Annotated in this window: 18 protein-coding genes and 2 pseudogenes; 6 read left to right on the forward strand and 14 right to left on the reverse strand. The window is 52.8% G+C overall.

The features are described from left to right. Nucleotides 1-244 precede the first annotated feature (244 nt). Complete coding sequence (locus MKY96_RS13380) at nt 245-748, reverse strand: ferritin (protein ID WP_036728710.1); 504 nt, start codon at nt 746-748, stop codon at nt 245-247. 115 nt (nt 749-863) lie between these two features. Here MKY96_RS13380 and nagZ point away from each other — a divergent pair, with 115 nt between their 5' ends. Next, nucleotides 864-2,210, forward strand: a complete 1,347-nt coding sequence (gene nagZ, locus MKY96_RS13385; RefSeq protein WP_340940995.1) for a beta-N-acetylhexosaminidase — start codon at nt 864-866, stop codon at nt 2,208-2,210. A gap of 142 nt (nt 2,211-2,352) precedes the next feature. Here the strand turns inward: nagZ and MKY96_RS13390 are convergent, their stop codons facing one another. The 5 genes and pseudogenes from MKY96_RS13390 to MKY96_RS13410 all read right to left on the reverse strand — a co-directional run bounded on the left by MKY96_RS13390 (nt 2,353) and on the right by MKY96_RS13410 (nt 9,476). Continuing rightward, nucleotides 2,353-3,453 (reverse strand): efflux RND transporter periplasmic adaptor subunit, encoded by a 1,101-nt coding sequence (locus tag MKY96_RS13390; protein ID WP_340940997.1) that lies wholly within the window; start codon nt 3,451-3,453, stop codon nt 2,353-2,355. Nucleotides 3,454-3,480: 27 nt separating this feature from the next. Then, nucleotides 3,481-4,866 (reverse strand): ABC transporter permease, encoded by a 1,386-nt coding sequence (locus MKY96_RS13395; RefSeq protein ID WP_340940998.1) that lies wholly within the window; start codon nt 4,864-4,866, stop codon nt 3,481-3,483. 263 nt (nt 4,867-5,129) lie between these two features. After that, a pseudogene (locus MKY96_RS13400) lies at nt 5,130-5,795 on the reverse strand (ABC transporter ATP-binding protein); the annotation flags it as partial. Nucleotides 5,796-5,848: 53 nt separating this feature from the next. Next, entirely contained in the window at nt 5,849-8,458 is a 2,610-nt protein-coding gene (locus MKY96_RS13405) for a hypothetical protein (protein WP_340941000.1), read from the reverse strand. A gap of 184 nt (nt 8,459-8,642) precedes the next feature. Then, nucleotides 8,643-9,476: a helix-turn-helix transcriptional regulator gene (locus MKY96_RS13410; protein WP_340941001.1), complete on the reverse strand. Its 834-nt coding sequence runs from the start codon at nt 9,474-9,476 to the stop codon at nt 8,643-8,645. Nucleotides 9,477-9,620: 144 nt separating this feature from the next. Here MKY96_RS13410 and MKY96_RS13415 point away from each other — a divergent pair, with 144 nt between their 5' ends. The 3 genes from MKY96_RS13415 (at nt 9,621) to MKY96_RS13425 (ending at nt 13,476) form a co-directional block, all read left to right on the forward strand. Further along, nucleotides 9,621-11,684, forward strand: a complete 2,064-nt coding sequence (locus tag MKY96_RS13415) for a beta-galactosidase (protein WP_340941003.1) — start codon at nt 9,621-9,623, stop codon at nt 11,682-11,684. Between the two features lie 710 nt (nt 11,685-12,394). Further along, complete coding sequence (locus MKY96_RS13420) at nt 12,395-13,159, forward strand: AzlC family ABC transporter permease (RefSeq protein ID WP_083684804.1); 765 nt, start codon at nt 12,395-12,397, stop codon at nt 13,157-13,159. Beyond that, a complete protein-coding gene (locus tag MKY96_RS13425; protein ID WP_340941004.1) occupies nt 13,150-13,476 on the forward strand; it encodes an AzlD domain-containing protein in 327 nt (108 codons plus the stop codon). The genes MKY96_RS13420 and MKY96_RS13425 overlap by 10 nt, the downstream gene beginning before the upstream one ends. Before the next feature lie 183 nt (nt 13,477-13,659). On the opposite strand, the gene MKY96_RS13430 is transcribed toward MKY96_RS13425, so the two are convergent. The 7 genes from MKY96_RS13430 to MKY96_RS13460 form a co-directional block, all read right to left on the reverse strand. After that, complete coding sequence (locus tag MKY96_RS13430; protein WP_340941006.1) at nt 13,660-14,991, reverse strand: hypothetical protein; 1,332 nt, start codon at nt 14,989-14,991, stop codon at nt 13,660-13,662. Further along, nucleotides 14,988-16,076, reverse strand: a complete 1,089-nt coding sequence (locus tag MKY96_RS13435) for a DUF58 domain-containing protein (RefSeq protein WP_340941008.1) — start codon at nt 16,074-16,076, stop codon at nt 14,988-14,990. The genes MKY96_RS13430 and MKY96_RS13435 overlap by 4 nt, the downstream gene beginning before the upstream one ends. A gap of 3 nt (nt 16,077-16,079) precedes the next feature. Further along, nucleotides 16,080-17,057, reverse strand: a complete 978-nt coding sequence (locus MKY96_RS13440; RefSeq protein WP_340941009.1) for an AAA family ATPase — start codon at nt 17,055-17,057, stop codon at nt 16,080-16,082. Between the two features lie 101 nt (nt 17,058-17,158). Then, nucleotides 17,159-18,247 (reverse strand): GerAB/ArcD/ProY family transporter, encoded by a 1,089-nt coding sequence (locus MKY96_RS13445; RefSeq protein ID WP_339256455.1) that lies wholly within the window; start codon nt 18,245-18,247, stop codon nt 17,159-17,161. A gap of 16 nt (nt 18,248-18,263) precedes the next feature. Next, the gene (locus MKY96_RS13450) at nt 18,264-19,424 is read right to left on the reverse strand and encodes a Ger(x)C family spore germination protein (protein ID WP_340941011.1); all 1,161 of its coding nucleotides are present in this window, start codon (nt 19,422-19,424) and stop codon (nt 18,264-18,266) included. Further along, nucleotides 19,421-20,854, reverse strand: a complete 1,434-nt coding sequence (locus MKY96_RS13455) for a spore germination protein (RefSeq protein WP_445671482.1) — start codon at nt 20,852-20,854, stop codon at nt 19,421-19,423. Before MKY96_RS13455 ends, MKY96_RS13450 begins: the two co-directional genes overlap by 4 nt. Before the next feature lie 140 nt (nt 20,855-20,994). Beyond that, a complete protein-coding gene (locus tag MKY96_RS13460) occupies nt 20,995-21,855 on the reverse strand; it encodes a DUF421 domain-containing protein (protein ID WP_340941014.1) in 861 nt (286 codons plus the stop codon). Between the two features lie 219 nt (nt 21,856-22,074). Here MKY96_RS13460 and MKY96_RS13465 point away from each other — a divergent pair, with 219 nt between their 5' ends. Further along, nucleotides 22,075-22,281, forward strand: coding sequence for a DUF1657 domain-containing protein (locus MKY96_RS13465; protein WP_340941015.1), 207 nt, complete (start codon nt 22,075-22,077; stop codon nt 22,279-22,281). A 90-nt stretch (nt 22,282-22,371) separates the two neighbouring features. On the opposite strand, the pseudogene MKY96_RS33920 reads toward MKY96_RS13465, so the two are convergent. Beyond that, nucleotides 22,372-22,479 (reverse strand): annotated as a pseudogene (locus tag MKY96_RS33920) (class I SAM-dependent methyltransferase); the annotation flags it as partial. A gap of 314 nt (nt 22,480-22,793) precedes the next feature. Between MKY96_RS33920 and MKY96_RS13475 the strand changes: the two are divergent. After that, nucleotides 22,794-24,731 (forward strand): AraC family transcriptional regulator, encoded by a 1,938-nt coding sequence (locus MKY96_RS13475; RefSeq protein WP_340941018.1) that lies wholly within the window; start codon nt 22,794-22,796, stop codon nt 24,729-24,731. The last annotated feature ends 42 nt before the right edge of the window (nt 24,732-24,773 follow it).

Raw genomic sequence — 24,773 nt, forward strand, 5'->3', positions numbered from 1 at the left:
GGACAGCGTAAGAGTTAACCCCGCTAAATAGAGTTGGCAACCCGGAAGTAAGTTGCGGCTCCCTACATTCTTTGCCCTTGTTCAACATTGCAGCCTATCTGCTGCTGACAGGCCGTGTAACTTTTCTCGCAAAACGTAGTCTAAGTATATGGGAGACCCAAGGTCGGCGCACACAAACAAGCGGCTTCCCCTCTTCAGGAGAATGCCGCTAAGCTTGCGTATGATTGGTTACTCTAGCTGTCCTCTACTCCGCTGGCGGTGTAAATGAACGTCCTGCAAATTCTGCATCCAGCATATAGAAGGCATTGCTGTCGGTTTCGATCCGTTTGAGCTTGGCGATAATGTTGCTGAAGAGTGCCTCTTCTTCCACCTGCTCGTCAATGAACCATTTCAGGAAATAGATGGTCGCGTGCTCCCGTTCATCCAGGGCCAAATCCGCCAGATGATAGAATTTCTTCGTATTCTGCTGCTCATGGGCGAAGGCATGCTCGAACGCATCCAGCATAGAGCTATACTCATTGTTCGGTTCAGGCATCGCCGCAAGGGTGGCCCGGTAGTCCCGGTCATTCAGGAATTTGTAGATCTTCATGGCATGGAACCGTTCTTCTTCAGCCTGCACCAGAAAGAAATTGGCGAATCCGTCCAGGCTCTCACCGGAACAATACGCAGCCATCGCAAGATAGACATGGGCAGAATAGAATTCGAAATTCATTTGTTCATTAAGCGTGTTCATTAATTGCTCTTTCATTGACAGGTCACCTCATCCTATAGTATTGATTATGCTTGAAGCAGGTCATATGTAATGTCTTGTTCATTCTATCATCCCTATCCGCCAAACCGCAATCGAAAGGAAGATTCCCCCTATGAAATGGTTCAGCCGTCAAAAAATAAACATTACTCCACCCCGCCGCGCTCTCCTCCTGCTTGCCGCCTCCGCCTGCCTGCTGCTGGCAAGCGGCTGTGAGGGGAATGGGAATGCCGCACAACAGGCAAACGAAGGCTCTCCTCCGGCAGCGGTGTCAGCCTCTCCGGCTGCCGCACAGACGCCAGTGCCTGTGGCAACCGAAGCCCCAGTGACACCGTCATCAGAGGCTTCAGCCACTCCTGACCCGGTCTCCCGGAAGCTCGCCGGAATGACTCTGGAGGAGAAGATCGGGCAGATGCTGCTGGTCGGCATCCAAGGCAAGGCGGCAGGAGCTGAAGCACGCAAGATGATTGCCGAAGATAAGGTCGGCGGAATCATTCTGTATTCTAATAATGTCGGCAGCCTCAAGGAGCTGGTGCAGCTGACCAACGCCCTGAAGCAGAGCAATGCAGGGAATCCCGCACCGCTGTTTATGAGTGTCGATCAGGAAGGCGGCAAGGTTAGCCGTCTGCCTGATGACTACGCCACCTTCCCATCGAATGCTGCTGTCGGCAGCGGAGATGATGCCGCTGCTGCCGGAACAATGGGCGAACTGCTTGCCCGGGCGGTGAAATCCTCCGGCTTCAATATGGACTTCGCGCCGGTGCTAGACATCAACAGCAACCCGGATAATCCGGTGATTGGTAACCGTTCCTTCGGCAGCAGCGCAGAGCTGGTCACCCGGCTCGGTATTGCCGAGATGCAGGGGCTCGAGCGTGAAGGCGTCATTCCCGTGGTAAAGCATTATCCGGGCCATGGCGATACCTCAGTAGACTCACATCTGGAGCTGCCGGTCATCAACAAGACAGAGGCCCAACTGGCAGAACTGGAATGGCTCCCATTCCAGGCAGCGATCCGGGAGAAGGCCGATGCTGTAATGGTGGCCCATATTCTATATCCGAAGCTCGACCCGGACAAGCCCGCCTCCCTGTCCCAAGTGATTATCGGCCAGCAGCTCCGCGGATTGATGGGATACGAAGGGGTAGTCATTACGGATGACATGACCATGGGCGCAATCATTAAGAATTATAGCCTTCCAGCTGCGGCAGTAGAATCCGTCTTGGCCGGGAGCGATATCCTGCTGGTCGCCCATGAATACAAGAACGAACAAGCCGTACGCGCCGCATTGCTGGACAGCGTCAAGAACGGCAGCATCTCCGAAGCACGGATTGACGAGAGTGTCTACCGTATTCTGGCATTGAAAGCCAAGTATCAATTAACGGACGAAGCAGTGCCCTTGCCTGATCTTACTGGCCTGAACAGCGACATCCAGACTTGGCGTAAACCGTTTATGCAGAAAAAATAATGGTCCAATCGGTCAGCAACAAGTGGACAAAATCCAACTGCCGCCCCACACACAGGCTACAATCCGCAGAAAAGCCCCAAATCCGGTTATGACCCGGGTCTGGGGCTTTCAAATGCTGTCAACTACTGCTAACTACTGCTATCTATTGCAGAACTACGGTGTCTCCTGCCTTCAGTCCCGAGAGCACCTCTGTTTTATCGGTCGTCTCCATTCCAGTCTTGATCTCTTTGCGTTCGTATTGGCCGTTTCCTTTGTCCACCATGACGAAGGCCAGATCTCCTTCACGGATGACGGCGATATTGGATACAACTACCGCCTTCTCTTTGCGCGAGGTCTCGACATCTCCGCTCAGGCTAAGGCCGCCCATCAAATGCTCGTCCGGCTGCATGGAGATGACCACCTCGAATTGCGGAAGCTGGCCGGCTGTGTTCTGTCCGGTGGTCGTCGTGGCGAACTTGGCCACTCCGGTTACCTCTCCGTCCAGGACCAGATCTTTTACGGCGGTCATCTTCACCTTCACCTTCATGCCCTTTTTGATACGGAAGATATCCTGCTCCCCGACCTGTGCTATGAACTCTACTTTGTTCGTGTCCACAATCTTGCCGATGTACTGATTGTCGGTGACGGTCTGCGGCCGTTCCGTACTGCTGTCGAAGAGGAAGATGCCGTTCTCCGGAGCATGGTATACCGCAGTGCCCAGCTTCGCCTTCTTCTCCGTAAGCTCTTTGGCTTGAATCTCAGCATTCACCTGGTTCAGCTCATCGCTCAGACGGGCGGTCTCCTGGGCAGCCAAGGCCTTCAGCCGTTCCGCTTCCGTACCCGCCGGGGCCGAGGAATCATCCTCCTGCTGCGCGACAAAAGCATTCAGCTCCCCCTCCAGCTTCGCCTTGCGGGCGGCTGCCTCCGCCGTGGCAATCTCATTTCGGAGTGTGCTCTGATCCAGGGTGAAGAGCACCTGGCCCTTCTTCACCTGGGCCCCGTTCTCCACCTTCCAGGACGTAACCTTGGAGGCAAAGGGGGCATACACTAGCGTCTCCTTCTGGTATTGCGATCTGCCTTTGATCTGTACGGAGCTGGTTAACGTCTCTTCCGTTACCGGGAAGCTGATCACCTGCATCGGTTCAGGCGGGAGATCAGCGGTCTCATCAGCCTTGAAGAATTTGGTATATCCGAAATAACCGGCAGTTCCGATGATACCTAAGATTATGATCCATTTCAGGCTCTTCTTTAGAGTCCTCTTCATCGTTTCGGCTTCCTTTCTAGCTTAGGGTTAGTCTCGTTTAATAGCGGTTAATGCATCGGTTCTGGAGGCACTGATCGCCGGATAGATCCCCGACAGTACACCCGTCATAATGGCAAAGGAGATGCCGACCGGCAGATTCATCGCCGGAATGAAGAAATTCATCCCGTCCCCTGCACTGCCTACCAGCTTGTTGAGCCCCATCACAATGAGATAGGAGAATGCAACACCCAGCATGCCCCCGAGCAGCCCCAGAAGCGCAGCTTCGGTAATGAACATGTTACGGATCTGCCCCATGTTAGCCCCCAGGACCTTCATAATCCCGATCTGGCGACGCCGCTGATGGGTGGACATGGTCATGGCCACTATGATGGAGATGGAAGCGATGATCAGGATGAATACCCCGATGCCGAGAGCCGCCATTTTGATCATATCAAATTGCTCCTTCAGCATCTCCTGCTGGAACAGATTGTCTTGAGCGTTCAGGGACAGCTTCTGAATCATCTGCTCCACCGGCTTGATGTTCGCCACATCGTCCACCTTGACCGTAATCGAGTTGTAGCTGCCCTCCGGTGGGAGAGTTAGCACACTGGTGGTGGAATTATCGAACGCAAGCTCCTTGGAGAGCTGCTGTGCGGTCTCGGGAGACACATACATAATCTTCTCATAGGATGACCGCAGTTCATCCATCCCCTTGGGAAGCGCCAGTATTCCGGAGATCTGCAGGGGTGAGCTAAGCTTGAACACCGGGGATGTAGAGCTGTAGTCCTGCGCCTGAATCTGAACCTGCTTGCGGTACAATTCAGTAGGCACAGTGGCCATTTTGTCATATTGCTGGTACAGCTCCTGGTTGAACGGATCCGCACTCATCTGATCGAACAGCTTCTGCCGGGTCTCCAGGTCAATCAGGCCCAGTGTAGCCCCGTGATTGAGCACAATAGATCCGAGCTGGCCATTCGCCCCTCCCTGCTTGAACTTGTGGTCGTACGCCGTCAGCTTCTGTAAATCGGCGACAACGACCTGAACATCGGAGATCTTGTTGTCTATGGTTACCATCTGCAGATATCCTGCTTGATGAAAAGGCGAAGCCGCCTTCACATGATTCAGCCCCTGGATGATCTTCAGCTTCTGATCGGTCAGCTTGCCGGGGTCGAGGTTCTCATTCACCTCACCCGATCCGCCGCCTCCGCTCTTCCCGTTCGTTGGAAGTCCTCCGCCGGGCGAGACTGTAATCTCATCCATTTTGAAGTTGGCATTAACTTGGTCCGTTACATAGACCTGTGCAGATTGGCCTACGCTCAAAGCCACGATAATTGCTGCGCAGCCGATGGATATCCCGGTCATACATAGACCTGTAACCACCTTGCGCCGTTTGACCTGTTCCCAGGCCATCCGTGAAATGTCTCTGATCTTCACGGCTTCCCTCCCTCTGCAGGATCAGCTTCCTCAGCGGTCTGGTGTTCAGGTTCCTCAGCCGGCGGATCTTCTTCCGCTCCTGCTGTCTGCGGTACTGGCTCTACAGCTTCCTGTTCAGCTCCTGCAGCTAATTGTTCTTCAACCTCTACCATGGTCTGTGGTTCAGCTTCCTCAGCGATTTGCTCTTCAACCTGTACTTCTGTCTGCGTCTCAAGCTGCGGTTCTATTTGCGGTGCTGTATCTGCTTGCGGTTTTGTCTGCGATTCAGTGACCAGGAAGCCGTCCTTCAGCGTGAAAATCCGCTGCATTTGTTCAGCCACCTTGTATTCATGAGTAACGACAATAAAAGTCGTCTTCATCGTCCGGTTCAGGTTCAGCAGAATACTGATAATCTCCTCCTCGGTCTTGGAATCCAGATTCCCCGTCGGTTCATCGGCGAAGATGACCGACGGCTCTGTGATCAGCGACCGGGCGATACTGACCCGCTGCTGCTGGCCTCCGGAGAGCTGCGAGGGGAAGAGATCCGCCTTGTCGGGAATTCCCACCTGCTCCAGCAGCGCCAGCGCCTTGGCCTTGCGGGCCCTGGGAGAGACTGACTGGAAGACCAGCGGCAGCTCCACGTTCTCACGGACCGTCAGGCTGGTAATCAGCTCATAGGCCTGAAAGATAAATCCGATATTCTTGCGGCGGAACTCGGCCAGCTTATTCTCGCCCATCTTCACAATGTCCTGATCAGCAATGTAGATATGACCTTCCGTGGGCTTCATCAAGCCAGCCATCAGATTCAGAAGCGTGGACTTCCCGGAACCTGAACTGCCCAGCAGGGCAACCATTTCTCCTTTTTTGACGGCAAAATTGATTTTATGAAGAACGGAGGTCCATTCATTACCGCTTTTGTACGAATGCGTAATATCTTCAACACGCAACATGGAAGCTGCTCCTTTTTTTAAATATAAGAATGGTTTAGTTGAGCGGATGAAGATTATTCCTCTGTCTTGTTCGGAACCACATTAGTGACCCCAAAGGCTTGGCTGCCCAGCATTAGCCGTTCGCCCTGGAACTCATCATAGAAGGTTAACTTATAAGCGCCGCCGTCCATCGTCTTATACACAGGTCTGCTGAGGGAGAAGGAATACTGGTTGTTCGTCCCTTCAATCAGGTCTGTGCCCAGTGTAAGGACCTTCTCGGTCGCGATGCCGAACGGATCGGTAATCTGCAGAATCAGCTTATGCTCAAGAACGCCTGCATCATATAGATTATCCTTCCTCAGGCTGTAGTTCATAGTAATGTCCAGGGTATCCGAAGACTTCATCCGCTTGCCTTCAGAGGTGATAACAGAAATCGTATAAGGATATAATGCCGTTGATTCCAGCGTATTCTTCGGTACGTTAGCCTGCGGATTCAGCTGAAGTGCTGCCACATTGACGAATCCGGTGGCTTCCTCCTTGGCCTCGATCAGCTTACCCTCTTTGATACCGGAACCGAGGTAGAGTGAGACATCCGCGAGGTCCGTAGCCTTAGGCACCTTGGCCCACAGGACCACGAGCTGCTTGGCACCCGGAGACGCGCTGTTCTCCGACTGGCTGGTGCCCGCTTCGAAATACTGGCCGTCCTTGGTCTTATAGTAAGCCTGGAGACGGGCCATTTTGCTCTGTCTTTTCTCCTCACTGCTCAGATAGAGCTCTGTGTACACCAGATTGTGGCTCTCCCCTTGATAGATCGTTGTCCGGTTCTCCTGTACACTGGCCGTTTTGCCTTTGCCGCTAATGGTGTAGCTCTTGCCCTTCTCGATGGTCGGAATACTGTTAATCGAGTTGTTGACGCTGACATCCAGGAACGGAACGGTCTCTGAATTCTGTGTGCCGTTCAGGGCAATCCGCATATTCTGAAACTCTGAGGTATAGGCGATTTTGCCGAGTACATACAGATCCGCCGACTTCCCTGGCGCAAGGACAGAAGAATCCTTATTGTCCATATACAGCTCTGTAGTCACGGGCAGGTTTTCTTTATCCAGCTTAATGGTTCCCTTCAGCTCAGGCAGCGTAAGAGACACGTTCTGGGTATTGGTGATTCTCAGTCTGGCAGCTACGATGTCATCATCTCTCCAAGGATAACGCTGCAGAGACTCTATACTGTACGAGAACGAACCGTATGAATTCGTGGTCATATACTCCTGGCCGGTCGTTACCTCCGTACGCAGGGCATAAGGAATGACGAAATAGGCTACCGGGAAAACCATTTTGGCAGTCGGTGTTGCAGGAGGCGAAGTGGACGGCGTTCCGGTATTCCCGGTATTTCCGGTTGTCTCGCCGGTTCCGCTCGGTTCAGGCATACTTGAGCTCTCTGCGCCTACGGATTCGATCATCATAAGCTGCAATCCGGATTGATCGACTTCAAGCGGTACGCGAACCGTAAGCGGTACAATTTTGGTCTCTAGCGGCTTGAGGGTTACTCCGCTTACACCTTTGGCATTCACCGGAAAAACCTTGCCCTTCACCGATTTGACCGCCAGGTCGTAGCTTGGCAGGGTTACCGCCTTGTTGCCGGTATTCTTAAGCTGCATCTGGAACGTCCATACCGCATCTGCATCCTGTGCGTACACATTGGCATTGCGGAGCAGCGTGTCTACCGTGTTGTTATTTACTACAATCTTTTTGACTACCCCGCTGCCCACTACCAGATTAGGCGAGCTTGCTGCGGGCAGCTTATAAGAAGATTTAGCCAGCTCCAGCTTCGTGGTCTCGTCCCTCTGCGTGAATTGCAGCTTCATATTATCTGTTTTGAGATAGGCCGGGATTTCCGTAATATAATAAATGCTCCGTTTCTCCTGCGGCTGAATCTTGTAATCCGCCTGTGTACCGCTCAGCGCCAGCTCGAAGGAGGTGCCGCTCGCAGATACCAGATACGCCGAATAGCCCGGATCACTGAGGACTTTATTGCCCTTGTTGGTCAGACTGACTCCTACTTTGGCATAGACCTTGCCGCTGTATTTGTAGAGCTGGAGGGAGTCTGCACTGGCCGCGACGGGAATGTCGTTCATGACTGTACTTAGGCTTGTTCCAACTGCAGCCGTAGTTGAATAATTAGCGGGCACTCCAAAAGATCCCGTCTGCTTCAGATACCCCTTCGTCTTGGCATCCCAGACCAGCATCGAGATTTTGATCCCCTGCAAGGAGGAGGTTTGTCCCACATTTACATAATAGGTCACGCTAAGGCTTTCTTTGGCGCCGACCTTCTTCTTCAGGGCGTCCGCACCTAAGGGATTACCCGGAAGCACTGATCCTCCCGGAGTGACCACACGTGAGAAATAATGCATCAGACTCGCGCTTGAATTGCCGGAATTCGTATATTTAAGTGTGTATGACAATATGTTTCCGCTGGACTGGCTCCATATGTTGATATTCTCCAGTACTGCGGTCACTCCGGCACCCATGGGAACGGAATTGAACTTGAATGCCGCCGGAGCGGATACTGCGGGGGCCTTCGCCGCCGGGGCTGCATGTGCAGCAGGCGCAGTGATACTGCCAGCCACCTGGCCGGCAACGAGTGAACTCACCAGCAATGCAGCATATGTAACTCTATACTTTCTCATTTATTTCCCTCCAGATGTATTTACTAGCAATAGTATAGTTGCTTGGCGCGTGGAATTTGTATCCACTTTGTAACCCTTTGTATCCATTTGTAACTTTTTGTCACCTAACCAAGGCTATCGCGGCGTGAACTCTGCCATAAATGTAACAAACTTTCTTAATACTTGGTCCTAAAAAGGCTTGATTCTACGAGTTGAAGGAACGTCTGTATTGGTTCGGCGGCATCCCTTCGAGCTGTCTGAACACCTTGATGAAATAGCTGGATTGTTGAAAGCCGCTCTGCAGCGCAATTTGCGCAACGGACAGCTTGGTGGAAGCCAGCAGCAGCTTCGCCCGGGCCATCCGGCAATCGCTCAAATACCGGTTCGGCGTCTTGCCCATAATGCTGCGGAACAGGCGGAGAAAATGGTAGCTGCTATAACCGGCAAGTCTGGCCATAGACTCCAGCGTCCAGGGCCGCTCACACTCACTATAGATCCTGTCGGCTGTAAGCCGGATGGAATGCCGGATCTCCAGCGGAACGGAGCCGTGGAGCGGCTCGGAGTTCTGCATCAGCGTAACCAGAATCTCATAGAGCAGTGTGGAGAGGCGCGGTTCACTCCGGGTCTCATAGCCTGCACTGAGCCGGTACATTTCCTCGAAGAGCGCTTCATAACCGGTGCCGGGATCGAAGGTGAAGAAGTAGCCGCGTGACTGATCCGCCTCCTCCAGCATAGGCAGAGGCATCGCCGTGGCGAAGTGCATCCAGCGCACATCCCAGGCGGCGCCGGGATCAGAACCGTACTGCTGATAAGCCCCTCTGGGAAAAAGAAAGCCGCTGCCCCGCCTCATGGATATCCGCTCCCCTCCCTGAAATACATACCCTTCTCCCCCGAAAACCATGTGGAGATTATAGCTGTTCAGGAACCCCTCGCTTCTGCGCTCTGCATGCTCCGGGAAGTCGCTGTAATGCCCCAGCATCTCCGGATAACATACATAGTGGGCATAAGCAGGCTGCGGCAGAACCCAGTGTTTTCTCATGTGAATCTCCTCCTGCCCTGCGTTGAATCAAGCACGCAATATAATGATATAATAGCAATATTCTGTTATATAAGTGGATACACTGCTGATAATACAATAGATTGGTAGCTTAATTAAAGCATATTTTTACACTTGGAGGTTAAGATGAAGAAACCTGTTGCAGCAGAACGATTTGAACTGGGCGTCTGCTATTATCCCGAGCACTGGCCTGAATCCATGTGGGCTGACGATTACCGGCGTATGGTTGAAACCGGATTCACCATTGTTCGTCTAGCTGAGTTCGCCTGGTCCATTTTTGAACCGGAGGAAGGCGTGTTTCAATACGATCTGTTTGACCGTGCGGTCGACATGGCACACAGCTACGGGCTGAAGGTTATTCTGGGAACGCCTACGGCTACTCCGCCTGCCTGGCTTACAGAGAAGTATCCTGAGGCCTTGAATGTTACTTATGAAGGTGTGACGCTACAGCACGGCATGCGCCGCCATTACAACTACAGCAGTCCCAAATACCGTGAGCTCTGTGCCCGGATTGTAACGAAGCTTGCTGAACATTACGGCAATCATCCCGGCGTCGTGGGCTGGCAGATTGACAACGAGCTGAACTGTGAGATCAATGTATTCTACTCGGAGAGCGATCATCAGGCCTTCCGCCTCTGGCTGCAGGAGAAGTACGCCACCTTGGACAAGCTTAATCAGGCTTGGGGCACGGTGTTCTGGAATCAGACCTATACGAGCTGGTCACAGGTCTGCCTCACCCGGCCTACTCCTTCACCGAATCAGCCGAATCCGCACCAGGCTCTGGATGAGAAGCGCTTCATCTCTGATAACACCATCCATTTCGCCAAAATCCAGGCAGATATCCTCCGGGAATTGGCCCCTAATCAGTGGGTGACCACGAACGGGCTGTTCGGACATCTGGACAGCCATGAGCTGAATGACGAGCTGCTGGATTTCTTCAGCTATGACTCATATCCGCAGTTCTCCACCATCGGCTTCGATCCGTCTGAGGTGAACCCGATGCTTGACCGCGGCTGGGGCCTGTCCCTGTCGGCAGTACGTTCGGTCAGCAGCAATTTCTGTGTCATGGAGCAGCAATCCGGTCCGGGGGGCTGGGTCAACCGGCTGGACATGCCTTCACCGAAGCCGGGACAGATGCGGCTGTGGACCTACCAGTCGGTCGCCCACGGCGCTGATATGCTGCTCTATTTCCGCTGGCGGACCGTCACCATGGGCAATGAGATCTATTGGCATGGCTTGAACGACTACCATAACCAGCCTAACCGGCGGGTAAGAGAAGCGGAGCAGATCGGCCGCGAGCTGGCAAGCATCGGGCAGCAGTTCATCGGCAGCCGGACTCAGGCGAACGTTGCTATCGTGCGTGATTATGACAATGAGTGGGACGGGGAATATGATGTCTGGCATGGCCCGTTCATGTGGCAGAGCAACAAGGAATGGTTCAAGGCTCTGCAGCGGAAGCATATTCCGAATGACGTTCTGTACCTGCGCAGCCATACAACCCTTGCAGAGCTTGCCCGTTATGAAGTGCTGGTCTACCCGCATCCGGCGATTATGACCGATGATACGGCGGCCCTGCTGGACCAGTATGTGCAGCAAGGCGGGAAGCTGGTCTTCGGCTGCCGCACAGGCTACAAGGATATTACCGGACAATGCTACATGCGGCCTTTTCCCGGAGCGGCACAGGAGATGTGCGGGGTAACCGTTGAAGATTTCACGCTGGTCAAAGGAACACGCAAGCCTACCTCCATCCGCTGGAATCATGATCCCGAGGCGCTGACCGGTGCAGATGCCTTCAATGATATCCTGCATGTGGAAGAGGACAGTGTGGAGGTCATGGCAACCTATGCGACCGACTACTATGCCGGCAAGCCGGCGGTAACCCGCAACACCCGGGGCAAAGGCGAAGTATGGTATTACGGCGCCGTGTTCAATGAGCCTGCTGTGCTGCAGATGCTTGGCAGCCTGGGGCTGGCCTCGCCAGCCGCCGATTGGGCGGAGCTGCCGCCAGAGGTTGAACTTCAGATTCGTGCCATGGGGGAAGACGCCTCTTCCGGTGTCGCCTTCCTGCTCAACTACAGCGAAGAACCGGCGCAGATTGTGCTTAAGACAGCCAAGACGGATCTCTTAAGCGGCCAGACCCTGTCGGGGAGCTATACGATGGAAGGGTTCGGCGTACTGGTCTTGAAATAACCATGAATCCAAAAGGGTTCCGCTGCCGCAGATCGCTCTGTGGACGGCGGAACCCTTTTTACAGTTACAGCTAATATTCCCTTGCAATTCGCTATGGATTATTAGATATTAATACAATGTATTTCTGTTCGAAGCGTACCCTTTAGAGATAAGTGTATTCTGTGCAACTAAAAACAGTGACACGGAAGGCTTTCCTCTCCTAACTGTATTCTGTACAACTAAATCTGCCACGATGGGCGAAAATCAAGGTATAGGGGGCATTTAATTGCACGAAATACACCTAAATAGAGATTCAGCGGCATATAGGGCGATTTAGTTGTACAGATTGCAATTAAGCCTACTTATGCACTCTAATCGGGGCGCGAATCAGGCTGATACGGCGCCCGTTGCCGACTTCTACTCTTACATTCAAGTAGCAGATTGTATTTCCTGCAATAGAAACCGCATTGCTGACCGTAAAATGAGATTCTATTGTATTTCATACCGTAGAATGTTGTGTTTTAAGTGAAAAACGGCCTTTTTTCAACATTCCATTGTACAGAATACAATAGATTCTATTTCGAAGCCTTTTTTACAGCATTCCATTGTACTAAATGCAGTTGCTAGCGTTCCAGCACGTACAGCATCCGAAGGACTGCTTCGGGAATGGGGCGCTGGCTCGTTAAGGTCTGATACCAGCCGTTATTCCATGACCCAGAAGGAGCATGCCTATGAAGCCAGAATCCATTCATCAGGAGCCGCTGTCCGGCGGCAGCCTGGTTACAGATAGCCCAAGTGTGCCGGAGAGCAGCGATACGTTCTGGCAAGGGGTCAAGGACTGCCTCCCCACTCTGCTCGGCTACTTAAGCATCGGGTTCGCCGCAGGTGTTGTGGAGAAAACAGCGGGGCTGACCCTTGCCGAAATCGCCATGATCTCCATTATCCTGTACGCCGGTTCGGCCCAGTTCATTGCCGCTGGCATGATTGCCGCCGGGAGCAGCGCCTCCGGTATTGTCATTACGATTCTGCTGGTTAACCTGCGGCATCTGCTGTTAAGTGCAGCATTGTCGCCTTACTTCCGCCACCTGACCCCGCTGCGCAACCTGCTGATCGGCTCGCTGCTCACAGATGAGACCTTCGGCGTAGCCATTCAGAAGAGCGCCGCAAGGAAGCAGATCAGCGAGAGATGGATGCACGGCCTGAATATTACCGCTTATCTGAACTGGTTCCTGGCCAATATCGCCGGCGCTATTCTCGGTCAATGGATATCCAGCCCCGAAAAGTGGGGACTGGATTTCGCCCTACCGGCTATGTTCATCGGGCTGCTGGTCCTGACCATTATGGGACGGCGCAAGTATAGACTGGATATCACTGTCGGCTTAGCGGCTGTTGTTGTTGCCGTGCTCGTCTCTGTGCTGTGGTCTCCCAGCATGGGCGTTATAGCTGCGGCGCTGGTAGCCTCAACGATTGGAGTAGTGATGGAACAATGGAAATAAGACTCGATATTGCTGTAATTATTCTCGGAGCTGCTCTCGTCACCTTCATTCCACGTGTCCTTCCGCTGATGCTGCTGAGCCGGATCACGATCCCGGAATGGGGTATGCGCTGGCTAAGCTATGTGCCGATTGCTGTCATGGCTGCACTGGTTGCCCAAGAGCTGCTCGTAACCGGCGGCAGGTTCGCAGCCCTGTCCACCAATGTGGAGCTAATCGCCGCCCTCCCCACCTTCTGGGTAGCCATCAAGACCCGCAGCCTGCTGGCTACCGTATTGACCGGTATTGTGACACTGATGCTGCTGCGTCTGCTGTTCTGACCCTGTCCACCGGATACGCTGTACGATCATTTTCTTACTGCGGATGCTAATCTTGCCTACCCTCCAGCTGCAATACTCTCTTAATGAAGCTGCCTATGTTCCCGATGGCCTGCTGCGCTTCAGGAAGCATGGCAGCCATTAGCTGAAAGGCGCACCACATGTTCTTCCAGATTTGGAGTTGGCCTACAGCTTCAACTGCTCCTTAAGCGCTGCCGCCTCAGCGGCAGTAAGTTCAGGCAGCTCCTCCTCCGTATAGCGGGCCTTGTTATATAGGCCGAGCAGCCGGTCATTGGCAGAGGCATCTCCGCCAGGGTGTTTGCTTGAGCGCTTCTGGCCTTGCGACCAGGCGGCTACATCGGCGGCTGTCTCCTGCGGGGTCAGGTAGGGCTTCACCTCATACCCTTCCGCATGTCTGGCCCGCAGCCAGTGCCGGTAGAGCCAGCGGATACGCTCGCGGCTGCCGTCCATCCCCTCCCAGCGGTCCCGGCGGCTGGCTGGTGTCAGCTTGGAACGCACGTATTGCCGGAAATCCTGGACCGTCTGCTCCCAGTTGAACAGGCTGGTCTCCTCATCCTGATACCCCGCAGCCGCAGGTGTGTCTCTGCGCAGCAGGGACAGCAGCCTGTCCATCGCTCTTCGCAGGATACCTCCTGTATTTCTGTACAACCAACGCAGAATAAAATACATCAGGGCAAGAATGGCTGCCGCACCCAGAATATAGAAGCCTATATTTAAAATCATCGACAACAAGCCAGGCTCCCCCGGCTCCGCTGCCGGCATGGGTGGGATGGCCTCAGGCAGAGCTTCTGCTGGCGGTGCCTCCTCGGAACCGGAGGATAACCGGCTGAGCCAGGCAAAGAATGTCCGTATCATATTCCACAGCAGCATCCCAACCGCCCTACCGCCCCCCGCTGCAAGCAGTGCTGCCAGGATAATGAAGCCGATTACGAACATCCGGTTATGCCGCCGCAGTCCTTGAGGCAGATTTCCTGCACCTCCGTTCAAGGAGCTATAACGCAGGTGGGTGCTGTTCGTAGCGAGCAGTGCCAGGATTAGGCACAAGCTGCCGCTCCAGGTGAGCACCGGTGCACTCGGCTGGAGACCGGGGATGCGCGAGAAGGCAATTGAAGCGACAAAATACAGCATGATCCCGCTGATATACAGCCACAGCCGGTTCACCCGTGTGGCTGCTGTCATGCCAAGGAAGGCAGACACTGCCGCTCCGGCTGCCAGCGGAAGACCCATAAGTGTCAGCGTACCGGTCAACGCCGCTGATATAGCTCCGAGAACCAGCGCCGCGAGCAGCTGCTTCCAGCGGCGGTTGCACTTCTCCCGCAGCAGCACACCGGCTGCGGCCAGTACCGGCAGCAGATAGATCCAGCGCAGCGCCTCGGCCTCCGGCTGGAAATAAGTCTGGAGCACCAGCCATACCGGGAGCAGCAGCAGCCATTCGATGAAGGCTGCCATCCATATGGCGTAATTTTCTTTGAAAGCATCCGGGATTCGGGAAGTCATAGCTCACCGCCCCCTTCAGAAGGAATATCCAGCCACTCTACGCCGTTTCCGAGGAAGCTTAAGCCTGAAGTTGCCAGCTGCAGCTCTGCCCCCCGGTGACAGGTAATGATCAGATAATCCTTATCTGCCTCACCCTTGTCCGCTTCAATCTCCATCAGCCTGCTCATCGGCACGGTCCGGTCCAGATTCAGTCTGGCCAGCAGGCCAAGGAACTCCTCGGTATGAACAATGGACCAGGTGTCCACCGAATCTCTCGCCCCGCTCCCCTCCAGTCTTCCATTGCTGAGCAGCCGGACCTCAATACCGTGGCTGATCGCATACTCGGCTACAGTTGCCGCATAGCGGATTCCCAGCTCTATTCGCTGCACATCGGTAACCGTTCTCCACATGGACTCGCTCGTCTCCACGTTCAGGCAGATGACCAGCCGGGAATCGGCGGTGTAATCCTTTTGATGCACCTGCATACTTCCCGTCCGGGCTGTCGCCTTCCAGTTAATGCTCGCCAGAGAATCCCCGGCGCTGTATTCTCTTGTACCGGCGGTCAGGAACGGATCTTCGACAATCCAGCGCTTGACCGGCAGCTCTCCAAGCCAGCTGTGAACCGGCAACGGAAGGTCATGGAAACGCAGCAGTCCGGGGTAGACCAGCAGCTCCAGATGAAGCGGGAAGGTCTTGGCGCTGCGGCTCAGTCCGAACAGATCGCCGGTAGTCATGGTTGCCGTCTCCAGGACGAACAGCCCCCGCTCCCTGCAAGTGATATGATGCCGCCGTTTGATCTGGCGGAAAGACCTCAGGAAGAACAGGCTGACATGATTCTGGGAAATCTCTCCGCTGCTGATGCCCAGATTCTCCTGGTTACCGAATTCAAGCCCCTTAGCTATGCTGGATTCCAGCCGCAGCCACGGCAGCGGCAGCAGCTTCTTGTTCATGATTTCCTCAACCATCTCTACCTGCTCACCGGCGTACACCGCTTTGGCAGAGAAGTAACGGGTATAGCTGACCTTCTTCAGCGCATTCCGGTCATAGACCAGCGAGATCAGGACCAGCAGGATGAAGGTGCTTGCAATGAACCACGGCAGCGACATGGATCACTCCACCCTTCCGCCTCTGGACAGGACAGCAGGTTCAGCCGGCACCTCAATTTCACGCAGTACCTGAAGCACTACCTCTGCCGACTGGCCTTCACGGACTCCGGGGCCGCGCTGAAGAATCAGCCGGTGCGCCAGCACAGGAACCGCAACCTCTTTGATATCATCCGGGATACAGTAGCTTCTGCCCTGGATCAGTGCGTATCCCTGCGAAGCGCGCAGCAAGGCGAAAGCTGCCCTGGGGCTTGCTCCCAGCCGGACCGCCGGGGAGGTACGGGTAGCCTCAACCACACGCATCATATAAGCGAGCAGCTCGTCACTGACAGTAACCTCCGCAGCCAGACGTTGAATGTCCTGAATCTGCCGGGCCGTAGCCACCGCAGCGGTATCCTCCAGCGGGTTATTCTGGCGGAATCTCTGGAGGATATGTACCCCTTCCTCAAATGTCGGATACCCGCTGGTAATCCGCATGAGGAACCGGTCCAGCTGCGCTTCCGGCAGCGGAAAGGTCCCCTGGCTGTCCACCGGATTCTGGGTAGCAATGACCAGGAACGGCCGCTCCAGCTCATGTGTCACGCCGTCAATCGTAATCTGCCGTTCCTCCATACACTCCAGCAGGCTTGACTGGGTGCGCGGCGTAGCCCGGTTGATCTCATCCGCAAGCAGAATGCTGGCAAATACCGGACCGGGGCGGAATTGAAATTCGCCGGTCTTCTGATTATAGTAATTGATACCGCTTAAGTCGGACGGCAGCAGGTCGGGTGTGAACTGAATCCGCTTGAACGTGCAGTCCAGGGAGCGGGCCAGTGTTTTGGCGAGCAGTGTCTTTCCGGTGCCGGGAACATCCTCCAGCAGCACATGGCCATTCGCCAGCAAGGCGGTCAGCAGCAGGTTCACGCCGCCCTCTTTGCCGACAATAACTTGTGCCAGATTACTTCGGATCGCTTCAACTAGAGCGGTTGCTTCTTGAAGATTCATGAATAATAACACCATCCTATTCCAGAAAAAGGTATGTACATATAAACTAATCATACCAGAAAGCGCCTACATTATATAATAGCGAAAATTGCAGCCCTGGCTTATGCCTGCGGCTGCCGCTTCTTCCGGAGCATTAACACAAAGAAATAGTACATCGGAATAAACTCTACAATCAGCCACACAAGAGCCGTATTGAAGGAGTAATAGTCGTGATCATACCGGGCCAGATTTCTGGAATAGAGATAGGCAATCGTCACAGAGCAGACTGTCAGGCCGGGAATCAGCAGCTTCTTCGCTCTCTGGCCGGTAAGATAGGCAGCACATTTACTCGCTACATAGATCAGAAATGAACTGTGAATGAACATAGAAGCGGACCAGATGCCGATCAGCAGGGGATCCGAATTGCCCAGAAGCTCGTTGTTGGACGAGCTGCGGACGAGCTGCAGATAGGGGAACGCCAGCTCTTTGCCCAGATAGGCTCCGAAATTCAGCAAGGTCATTACCCAGCCCAGCAGAATCGTCAGCATCACGCACATGCCTCCAAGGGCCAGCTTTTTCATGGTGCTCTTGCTGATTTTGAGCTCCGGGGCAACAAACAGGAACACCACCCATTCCCCCAGCCAGGACATGACGGTTAACGAGTCCTTGAACGCGATAAACGGATCATGGTAATGAAGAAACGCCGGGAGAATGGCGTAATTGGCATGCTGGATGAACAGATAGATGCTCAGCATCGTCGAAGCTACGAAAATAAGCGATATGCCGTCAGACATATACACTATAGAGGTGACTCCGAGATGAGCCGTGTACATAATGACCAGTCCAATAAGGAGCTGGATAAGCAGCGGCGGTGTTCCGCGCAGATAGTTAGATCCGAAGAACAGGACAAAATTCTCGATATCATACGAAGCATAGTAGACACACCAGCATAAGAGGAGGAGAACTATCATCCGGTGCACCCATTTCCCCGTAATTTCCTCGCCGCTAACCACCCAGCCTGCCCCGGCCTTCAGCTTCCCGATCTGAACGGTGAAGAACAGCGGAATCAGCGCCAGGGCATAGCCGGCCAGAATTCCGATCCACCCCTGATAGCCGGAGGATTCAATGAGGCCGGGAACCAGAAACATGGTGCTCTGGGAGCCCAGATATACGATAGAGAACCTGGTGATTTGCCATTTCGTTGTCTGCATACTGTTTTTCTTCCCCTTATTTTTCTGAACCGAAATCCTCGATAACGAATTTCGCTGTCACCTTAATCCGGGCTTCCGAGGTATAGTAGTCTTTCCAGCGCTCATGCAGCTTTCTCCACTCTGCCGGATCATTCCATTCCACCAGCATACCCAATTGCAGCACATCCACACCCTCCTGCCGAATACGGTCTAGGGCGGCTGTGATTTCTCCGGCCACCTTCTGTTCAAGCTTGCTCAGAAGCAGGGAGCTGAGCTTGTTCGCATCGCGGTGCTCCGAATCCTTGAAGTAGGTGATGCTGGCATGTCCTTTTATTTTCACATGAAACAACGGACCTTCGGGGGTCATGCTTACTGAGGAAGCTGCGGTGTTCCTGAGGAAGATGGCATTTGCAGCTCCTGTGCCGTCATCATCCCAGTCTATCGAATATACCGGAAACGCGATGTGTCCGGCGAGATTCCCCGCAGCCCAGGCCAAGGCTCTGCCCTCACTGACATTCATCAGACCTCTCATCTTCATCTCCTGGAACAGCATTACACCGCCGACCCCAACCCAGTACTCCTCCTTCTTCTCAGTGTTGTCGCTCTTTAGTCCAAAAGATAAATAATCCATCGCATACCCCATATGTGAGGCCTCCGAGAGCATGCAGTCTCTGATCGTAGTGCTGAACAGGAGGTTTTCTTGGGCAATGTTGCTGAGTACCTGATCCGGTAACTGTTCGAAGATCGGAGACAATTTGGGAATCTCGCTGGCTTTGCCGGGTGCAGCCATGATGAAGGTTCCCAGGGGGATCTCCGGTTGCCTTTTGAACCATTCAAGCATTTCCCCAATGCCTTCCCTTGCGTACTCCTTCCCCACGACCACAATCTTGATATGGGAAATCTCAATCTTTCGGGACAGATCCTTCTGAATCAGGATTACTGCTTCCGGTATAGTCTGTGCTGTCTTGGTGATCATCGAATAAGCCTTGCCGTCAGACGCGCCGCTCCCTCCCTGGGCCCCTGACATCAGCCGGTTCGGCAGCGGCGAACTGATTGTGACTTCAACGGTACCCGGCTCCTTCCCTTTGTCAATGAATATTCCATAGATAAAGGTCAATTTATCAAGCTCCGTTTTGGACCAGCAGCCGGTCAGATTGAAGAGCAGCAGCAGTGCCATGCCCAGCTTGACGGCTCTCATGGCTTCTGCCTCCTTTTATTTTTGCTGTCGGTAAAAGAGCTGCTCCGCTTATTCATATACTGGGAGGGGACGCGAAACAGGGTATCTCTCCAGTCTTCCAAAACAAGCGGCGCCAGCGGCTGCAGGTAGGGTGAGCCGAAGGACCGGAGATGGGCCAAATGCCCATAGATCATAAATACCGCAATAAAGACGCCGATCAGTCCCAGGGTTCCGCCCAGAACGAGCAGCACAAAGCGCAGCAGCCTGAAGGTCAGTCCAAGCTCCAGATGCGGAATGATGTAAGAAGCGATCCCCGTAATGGACACTACAATGACCATCGGTGCCGAGACAATTCCCGCCTGGACCGCCGCCTGTCCGATAACGATACCTCCGATAATGGAGACGGTCTGACCCACTGGCTTCGGAATACGGGTCCCGGCTTCACGCAGGGCTTCGAACGTAAGCTCCATAATCAGCGCCTCCGTCAGGGCAGTGAACGGGATATTCTCGCGGGCCGCAGCTATCGTTATCAGCAGATCAGAGGGAATGATCTGTGAGTGAAAGGTTGTAATGGCGACATATAATGACGGCAGTATCATCGAGATCAGCGAGAAAAAGAGGCGGACCAGCCGGATCCAGCTGCCTGCATAAAAGCTCTGGTAATAATCCTCGGAGGATTGCAGCAGCGCAAAAAAAGTTACCGGCGCCAACAGAGCGGACGGTGTGCCGTCCTGCAGAATGCCGACTCTGCCTTCCATGAGCGAGGCGGCGACAGAGTCAGGGCGTTCCGTATATTGATAGAGCGGAAAAGGGGAGAATCGCCCCCGGGACATATGCTCCGCCAGATAGCTGATGCCCAGAATCCCGTCTACATCGAGACTGCCCAGCTTCTGTTCCATTTCCGCCAGGATCTCCGGCTTGCAGAGCCCTTCGAGATAGACCAGATATACATCGGTCTTGGTATATTTGCCGATAGCAAAATGCTTGGTCTTCAGATCCGCATGCTTGATCTTGTGGCGCAGCAGCGACAGATTCGTCTGAATATCCTCAATAAAAGCTTCCTGCGGCCCGATGACCACCAGCTCATTCTGTGATTCAGACACCGCCCTTTTCTGATAGTGGGCAATCTCAAAATAATACACATACGGCAAGCCTGCGATGCTGAGTACGGGATTCCCGCTGACGATCAGCTCCACTACCCGGCCGGGATGATAGGCCTTAATATAAGGTATAGCGAATGCAGATCCGTGATCCAGGCGCTCCATGAAATCCGGCCAGTGCGGCTCCGCATTGGCTTCTGCCTTCAGGGGCGTGGCGACAAATTCCTGCAGGCTAAGTGTATCTACGATGGAAGGAATATAGATCAGCATACAGGAATGCCCGTAGACATTAATAGACTGGTAGACCGCATCGCTGCAGTCTGTCAGCTGCTCCTTGATTAGCTCCAGCATATCCTGTTCAGGCAATCTGGGTGCCTCCTTCCGGTAATGGGGAATCTGCCTTAGTATTCCAGTTCATTCCTGGATTTATGCCCGGACATGCCACAAAGAAGCCGGATCACCGGCTCCTGCTTGTGAAACTGCCCATGCTGTCAGTTCTGGATAAAAGGCTTCAGCTTCTGCAGCAGCGCCTGCAATTGCTCTGAACAATTTGCGTACATTTGCTTCGCTGCTTTGTTCTTGGTGGACAGGCCGAACAGCTCCAGATCGGCTTCACATTTCTTCAGCAGCGCATACAGCTGAGGTTTATCCTGCGGCTGCGGCACCTTGACATTGTCAGCGTAGAGATCCACGGTAAGCTCACCGTAAGAGTCTACCTGTCCGAGGAAAACCTCCTTGACGGTCAGATTCAGCTTTTCCAGCTCGGTCTGCAGCCACTTCCGGGACAGATTCAGCGTATCCAGAGGCTCGTCCAGAATCTCACCATCCATAATCACAGCGAGCGTCTCCTTCTCCGGTGCAACCTTGATCCCCAGGTCCTTCGGGGTGAAGGGCTGATTCTCCTTGGTCAAAAGCACGTTAATCGCACCATCCGATTCCATAATCGCAAATTCCACATCGGCCACCTTGAAGACATCCTTTTTGCGCAATTCCTCCAGCAGCTCGTCGACGCTCAGACGCTCTTTTTTCATATTATTCTCCAGAATCTTACCGTCCTTAATCAGGACCGTCGATTTGAAGTCAATGAAATCACGGGCCTTCTTGCTCTTAATTTGCAGATATTCGATGCCCAGCGAACAGGCAACCCAGACGCCTAAGGCAATCAGGCCCAGATGCCAGGTCTTATCCGTATCCAGCGAGATATACGCCGCCAAGCTCCCCACCGTAATTCCCGTAATGTATTCAAAAAAAGACAGCTGCGAAACCTGCCGTTTGCCGAGTATCTTGGTAAGAAAAAACATTACGACCACAGCGAATAAGGTCCGCAGGACAACTTCCAGCGCTTCAGGCATTCGAATAACCCCCTGTAATGTGATATTTCATGCTCTGTGTCGTCAGACATTCTGCTTCAGTATTTGTCAAACCAGGGGTGAATTAACCATAAGATTTCGTGTCAGCTGATTATGCTCTCGTGAGGCTGGAGTGATTTTCCAGAATATGAGCTGCGGGAATGCAGATACTAGAATCCGTGGATGATGATCCATTTCTATGATATGGAGGAGGGTATACCGATGACTGTCGCCTCACAAGTCAAGACGTGCGTAGCATCGCTAAAAAGCGCCCAGGCCAGCCTGGAGCAATTCGCCATGGAGACTCAAAACGAGGAAGCCAAGACCCTGTTCACCCAAGCGGCCGAGCAGACCCAGCAGATTGTCACGCAGGTGGAAGGACGCGTAACCGAGCTGGAAAAGGAAGAACCGCAGTACCGGGGCTTCTAGCCCGGGCTGGCCGATTGGAGTACAGGCTGATCTCGATGCAGCGCATTGTGCTGGGGAGATCAGCCTTTTTGCTGGCGGCGGATGTTATTTTCACACCTTAACGGCATCCACTATCAGCGAGACAAAGCCTAACCTTCCCTCTGTATTGCGGTGGTCGAAGCGCCTGGAACGGTAGATAAACCCTCCGCTTTTCTTGAACCTGTTGGCCCACTCCTCTTCATTCAAAAGATTAAGCTCCGACGCCTCCGTATGCAGCCAACCCTGGTTATGCCGACTTCCGCCGCTCCCAATCACAACTCTTAACCGCTCAGCCATCAAGATCACCCCTTGTTCGTTACATCCACTATCTGTTATTTACTCTAGTCTTCATTGCACAGATCTGGAATACATCGATGTGAGGATAATATGGATTTATGTGACTTTCAATTTCACGATTATTATTCAGACTGTCATTGATAATGGTTATCATTTAAAATGAGAAGCAGACAGATAACGGAGGGGAATAACGCATCATGCACAACAGCAATCAATTATTACTTTGGGATCAGGCTGCAATTAGGCTGGTGGATATCCGGCAGATGGAGTTAGCACAAGGCGAAGCTCTTCCTGCGTTCATAATACCCGCCAATATATTCTTACTGTCGGTACAAGGAAGCGCACAAGTTCAGGTAGACCAGGCTGAATTTTCTTGCACAGGCTTTCAACTTTTACATAGCGGCAAAGGGGCGGCCCTAAGCATCGTTTCGGTTAACGATAAATTTATTTACTACATCATTTACTACAAAGCCTTGCTCCATGAAGCGAATCCTTTTCAATCGCAGTATTGCTTTAGCCCTGAGGCACCGCTTTTACTGTATAACAGAATTCAGCAGATGCATCAGAAATGGGACAAGCCGGAAGAGCGACTTCAGGTAAAAGCACTTTTTTACCAGTTCGTTCATCTGACGTTAAAGGAATTGCGCCTGCAAGAGCATAAGACCGAGGTCAGAACAACTTCTGTTGCAGTCCAGGTAATCACTTATATCCAGGAGTATTATGCGGAACCTATTACCTTAGATTCACTTGCCGAAGTATTCAATTTCAGTGCTTATCACTTGTCATCCTTATTTAAGGAGCATACAGGCATCAGTCCGATTGATTACTTAATCCGCTACCGGCTTGACCTTGCATCAGAGCTTCTAATGACAACTAATGCTTCAGTCGGGGACATTGCGGCCAGCATCGGGTATCAAGACGTGTATTATTTCAGCAGGATTTATAAAAAACGAAAAGGTGTAGCCCCTGCTCATCATAGAAATAGAGAGCTGGAGCAGCACAAAGTTGCTGAAAGTCCATTAAACTTCCCCACATCCTCTATTTCTGAATATAGTGCGGATCTGTATATTAATAATGATAATCATTATCATAATACGGACAAAGGGGAAATACATATGTTTAAACCAACGAGATCTGTGGCCATGGCTGCTATCCTGCTGTGCGGCTCCCTGCTGCTCAGTGCTTGCTCCAACGGGACGAACACAGCAGCAATTGATTCAAGCAGCGGGAACACTAACGTAAATCAAGCAACTCCGGCTGCCTCTGAAGAAAGTCCGAAGACACGGATCGTATCCACGCCAAGAGGAGATATTGAAGTACCCGCAGAGCCGGTAAAAGTGGCGGCAGACCAATATATGGGCCATTTATTGAAACTGGGCATTGTCCCCGTCGGGGCAAGAACGTTTATGCTCGACGAAGGCTGGATGGACAAGGCGGAGATTCCACAAGAAACACTCGAAAGAATCGAAGATCTGGGAGAATTCCCGATGAATCTGGAGAAATTGACCATGCTGGAGCCAGACCTCATTATCGGTTCCATCGAAGATTATGTTGACCAATATGAGAAGATCGGCACCACTGTTTTTCTGCCTTATTGGGAAGAGCTGTCAACGGCCGGACCGCTTGATAAATTCAGAAGAGTAGCCTCAATATTCGGAAAAGAACAGCAGGCAGAGGAATGGATTGCGGAATACGAACAGAAGGTTGTTGAAGCAAGGTTAAAGGTCTCTAACGTCATTAAAGAAGGCGAGACGGTATCCATCGTACAGTTTGCCGAAAAAACGGTTTATGTGTTAGCGGCAACGGGCGGAAATTATGGTTCCTCCACTATCTACGAAATGCTGCAGCTGCCTCCAACAGAAAGTGCCTTACATATGAAAGAGGGGTTCGAATCAATCTCGCTTGAGGTGCTTCCTGAATACTTAGGTGATTATATCTTTGTATATAATGGCGATGCTGAGATTACAAACCAGGCAATGGAAAGTGATATATGGAAAAGTGTACCTGCCGTGAAGAATGGAAAAGTCTTCTTATACGGGGATAATTACCATGATGAATTTGTCATGGAGGACCCTTATTCTTTGGAGCAGCAGCTGGATACGGTTGTGAACTTGTTACTGGGGACAGATAAATAACCAGAATTGAGAAGACGGCGGTAAAAGAAAAGGCATGGGGCT

The sequence above is a fragment of the Paenibacillus sp. FSL R7-0302 genome (assembly GCF_038006885.1).
GTDB lineage: Bacteria > Bacillota > Bacilli > Paenibacillales > Paenibacillaceae > Paenibacillus_AQ.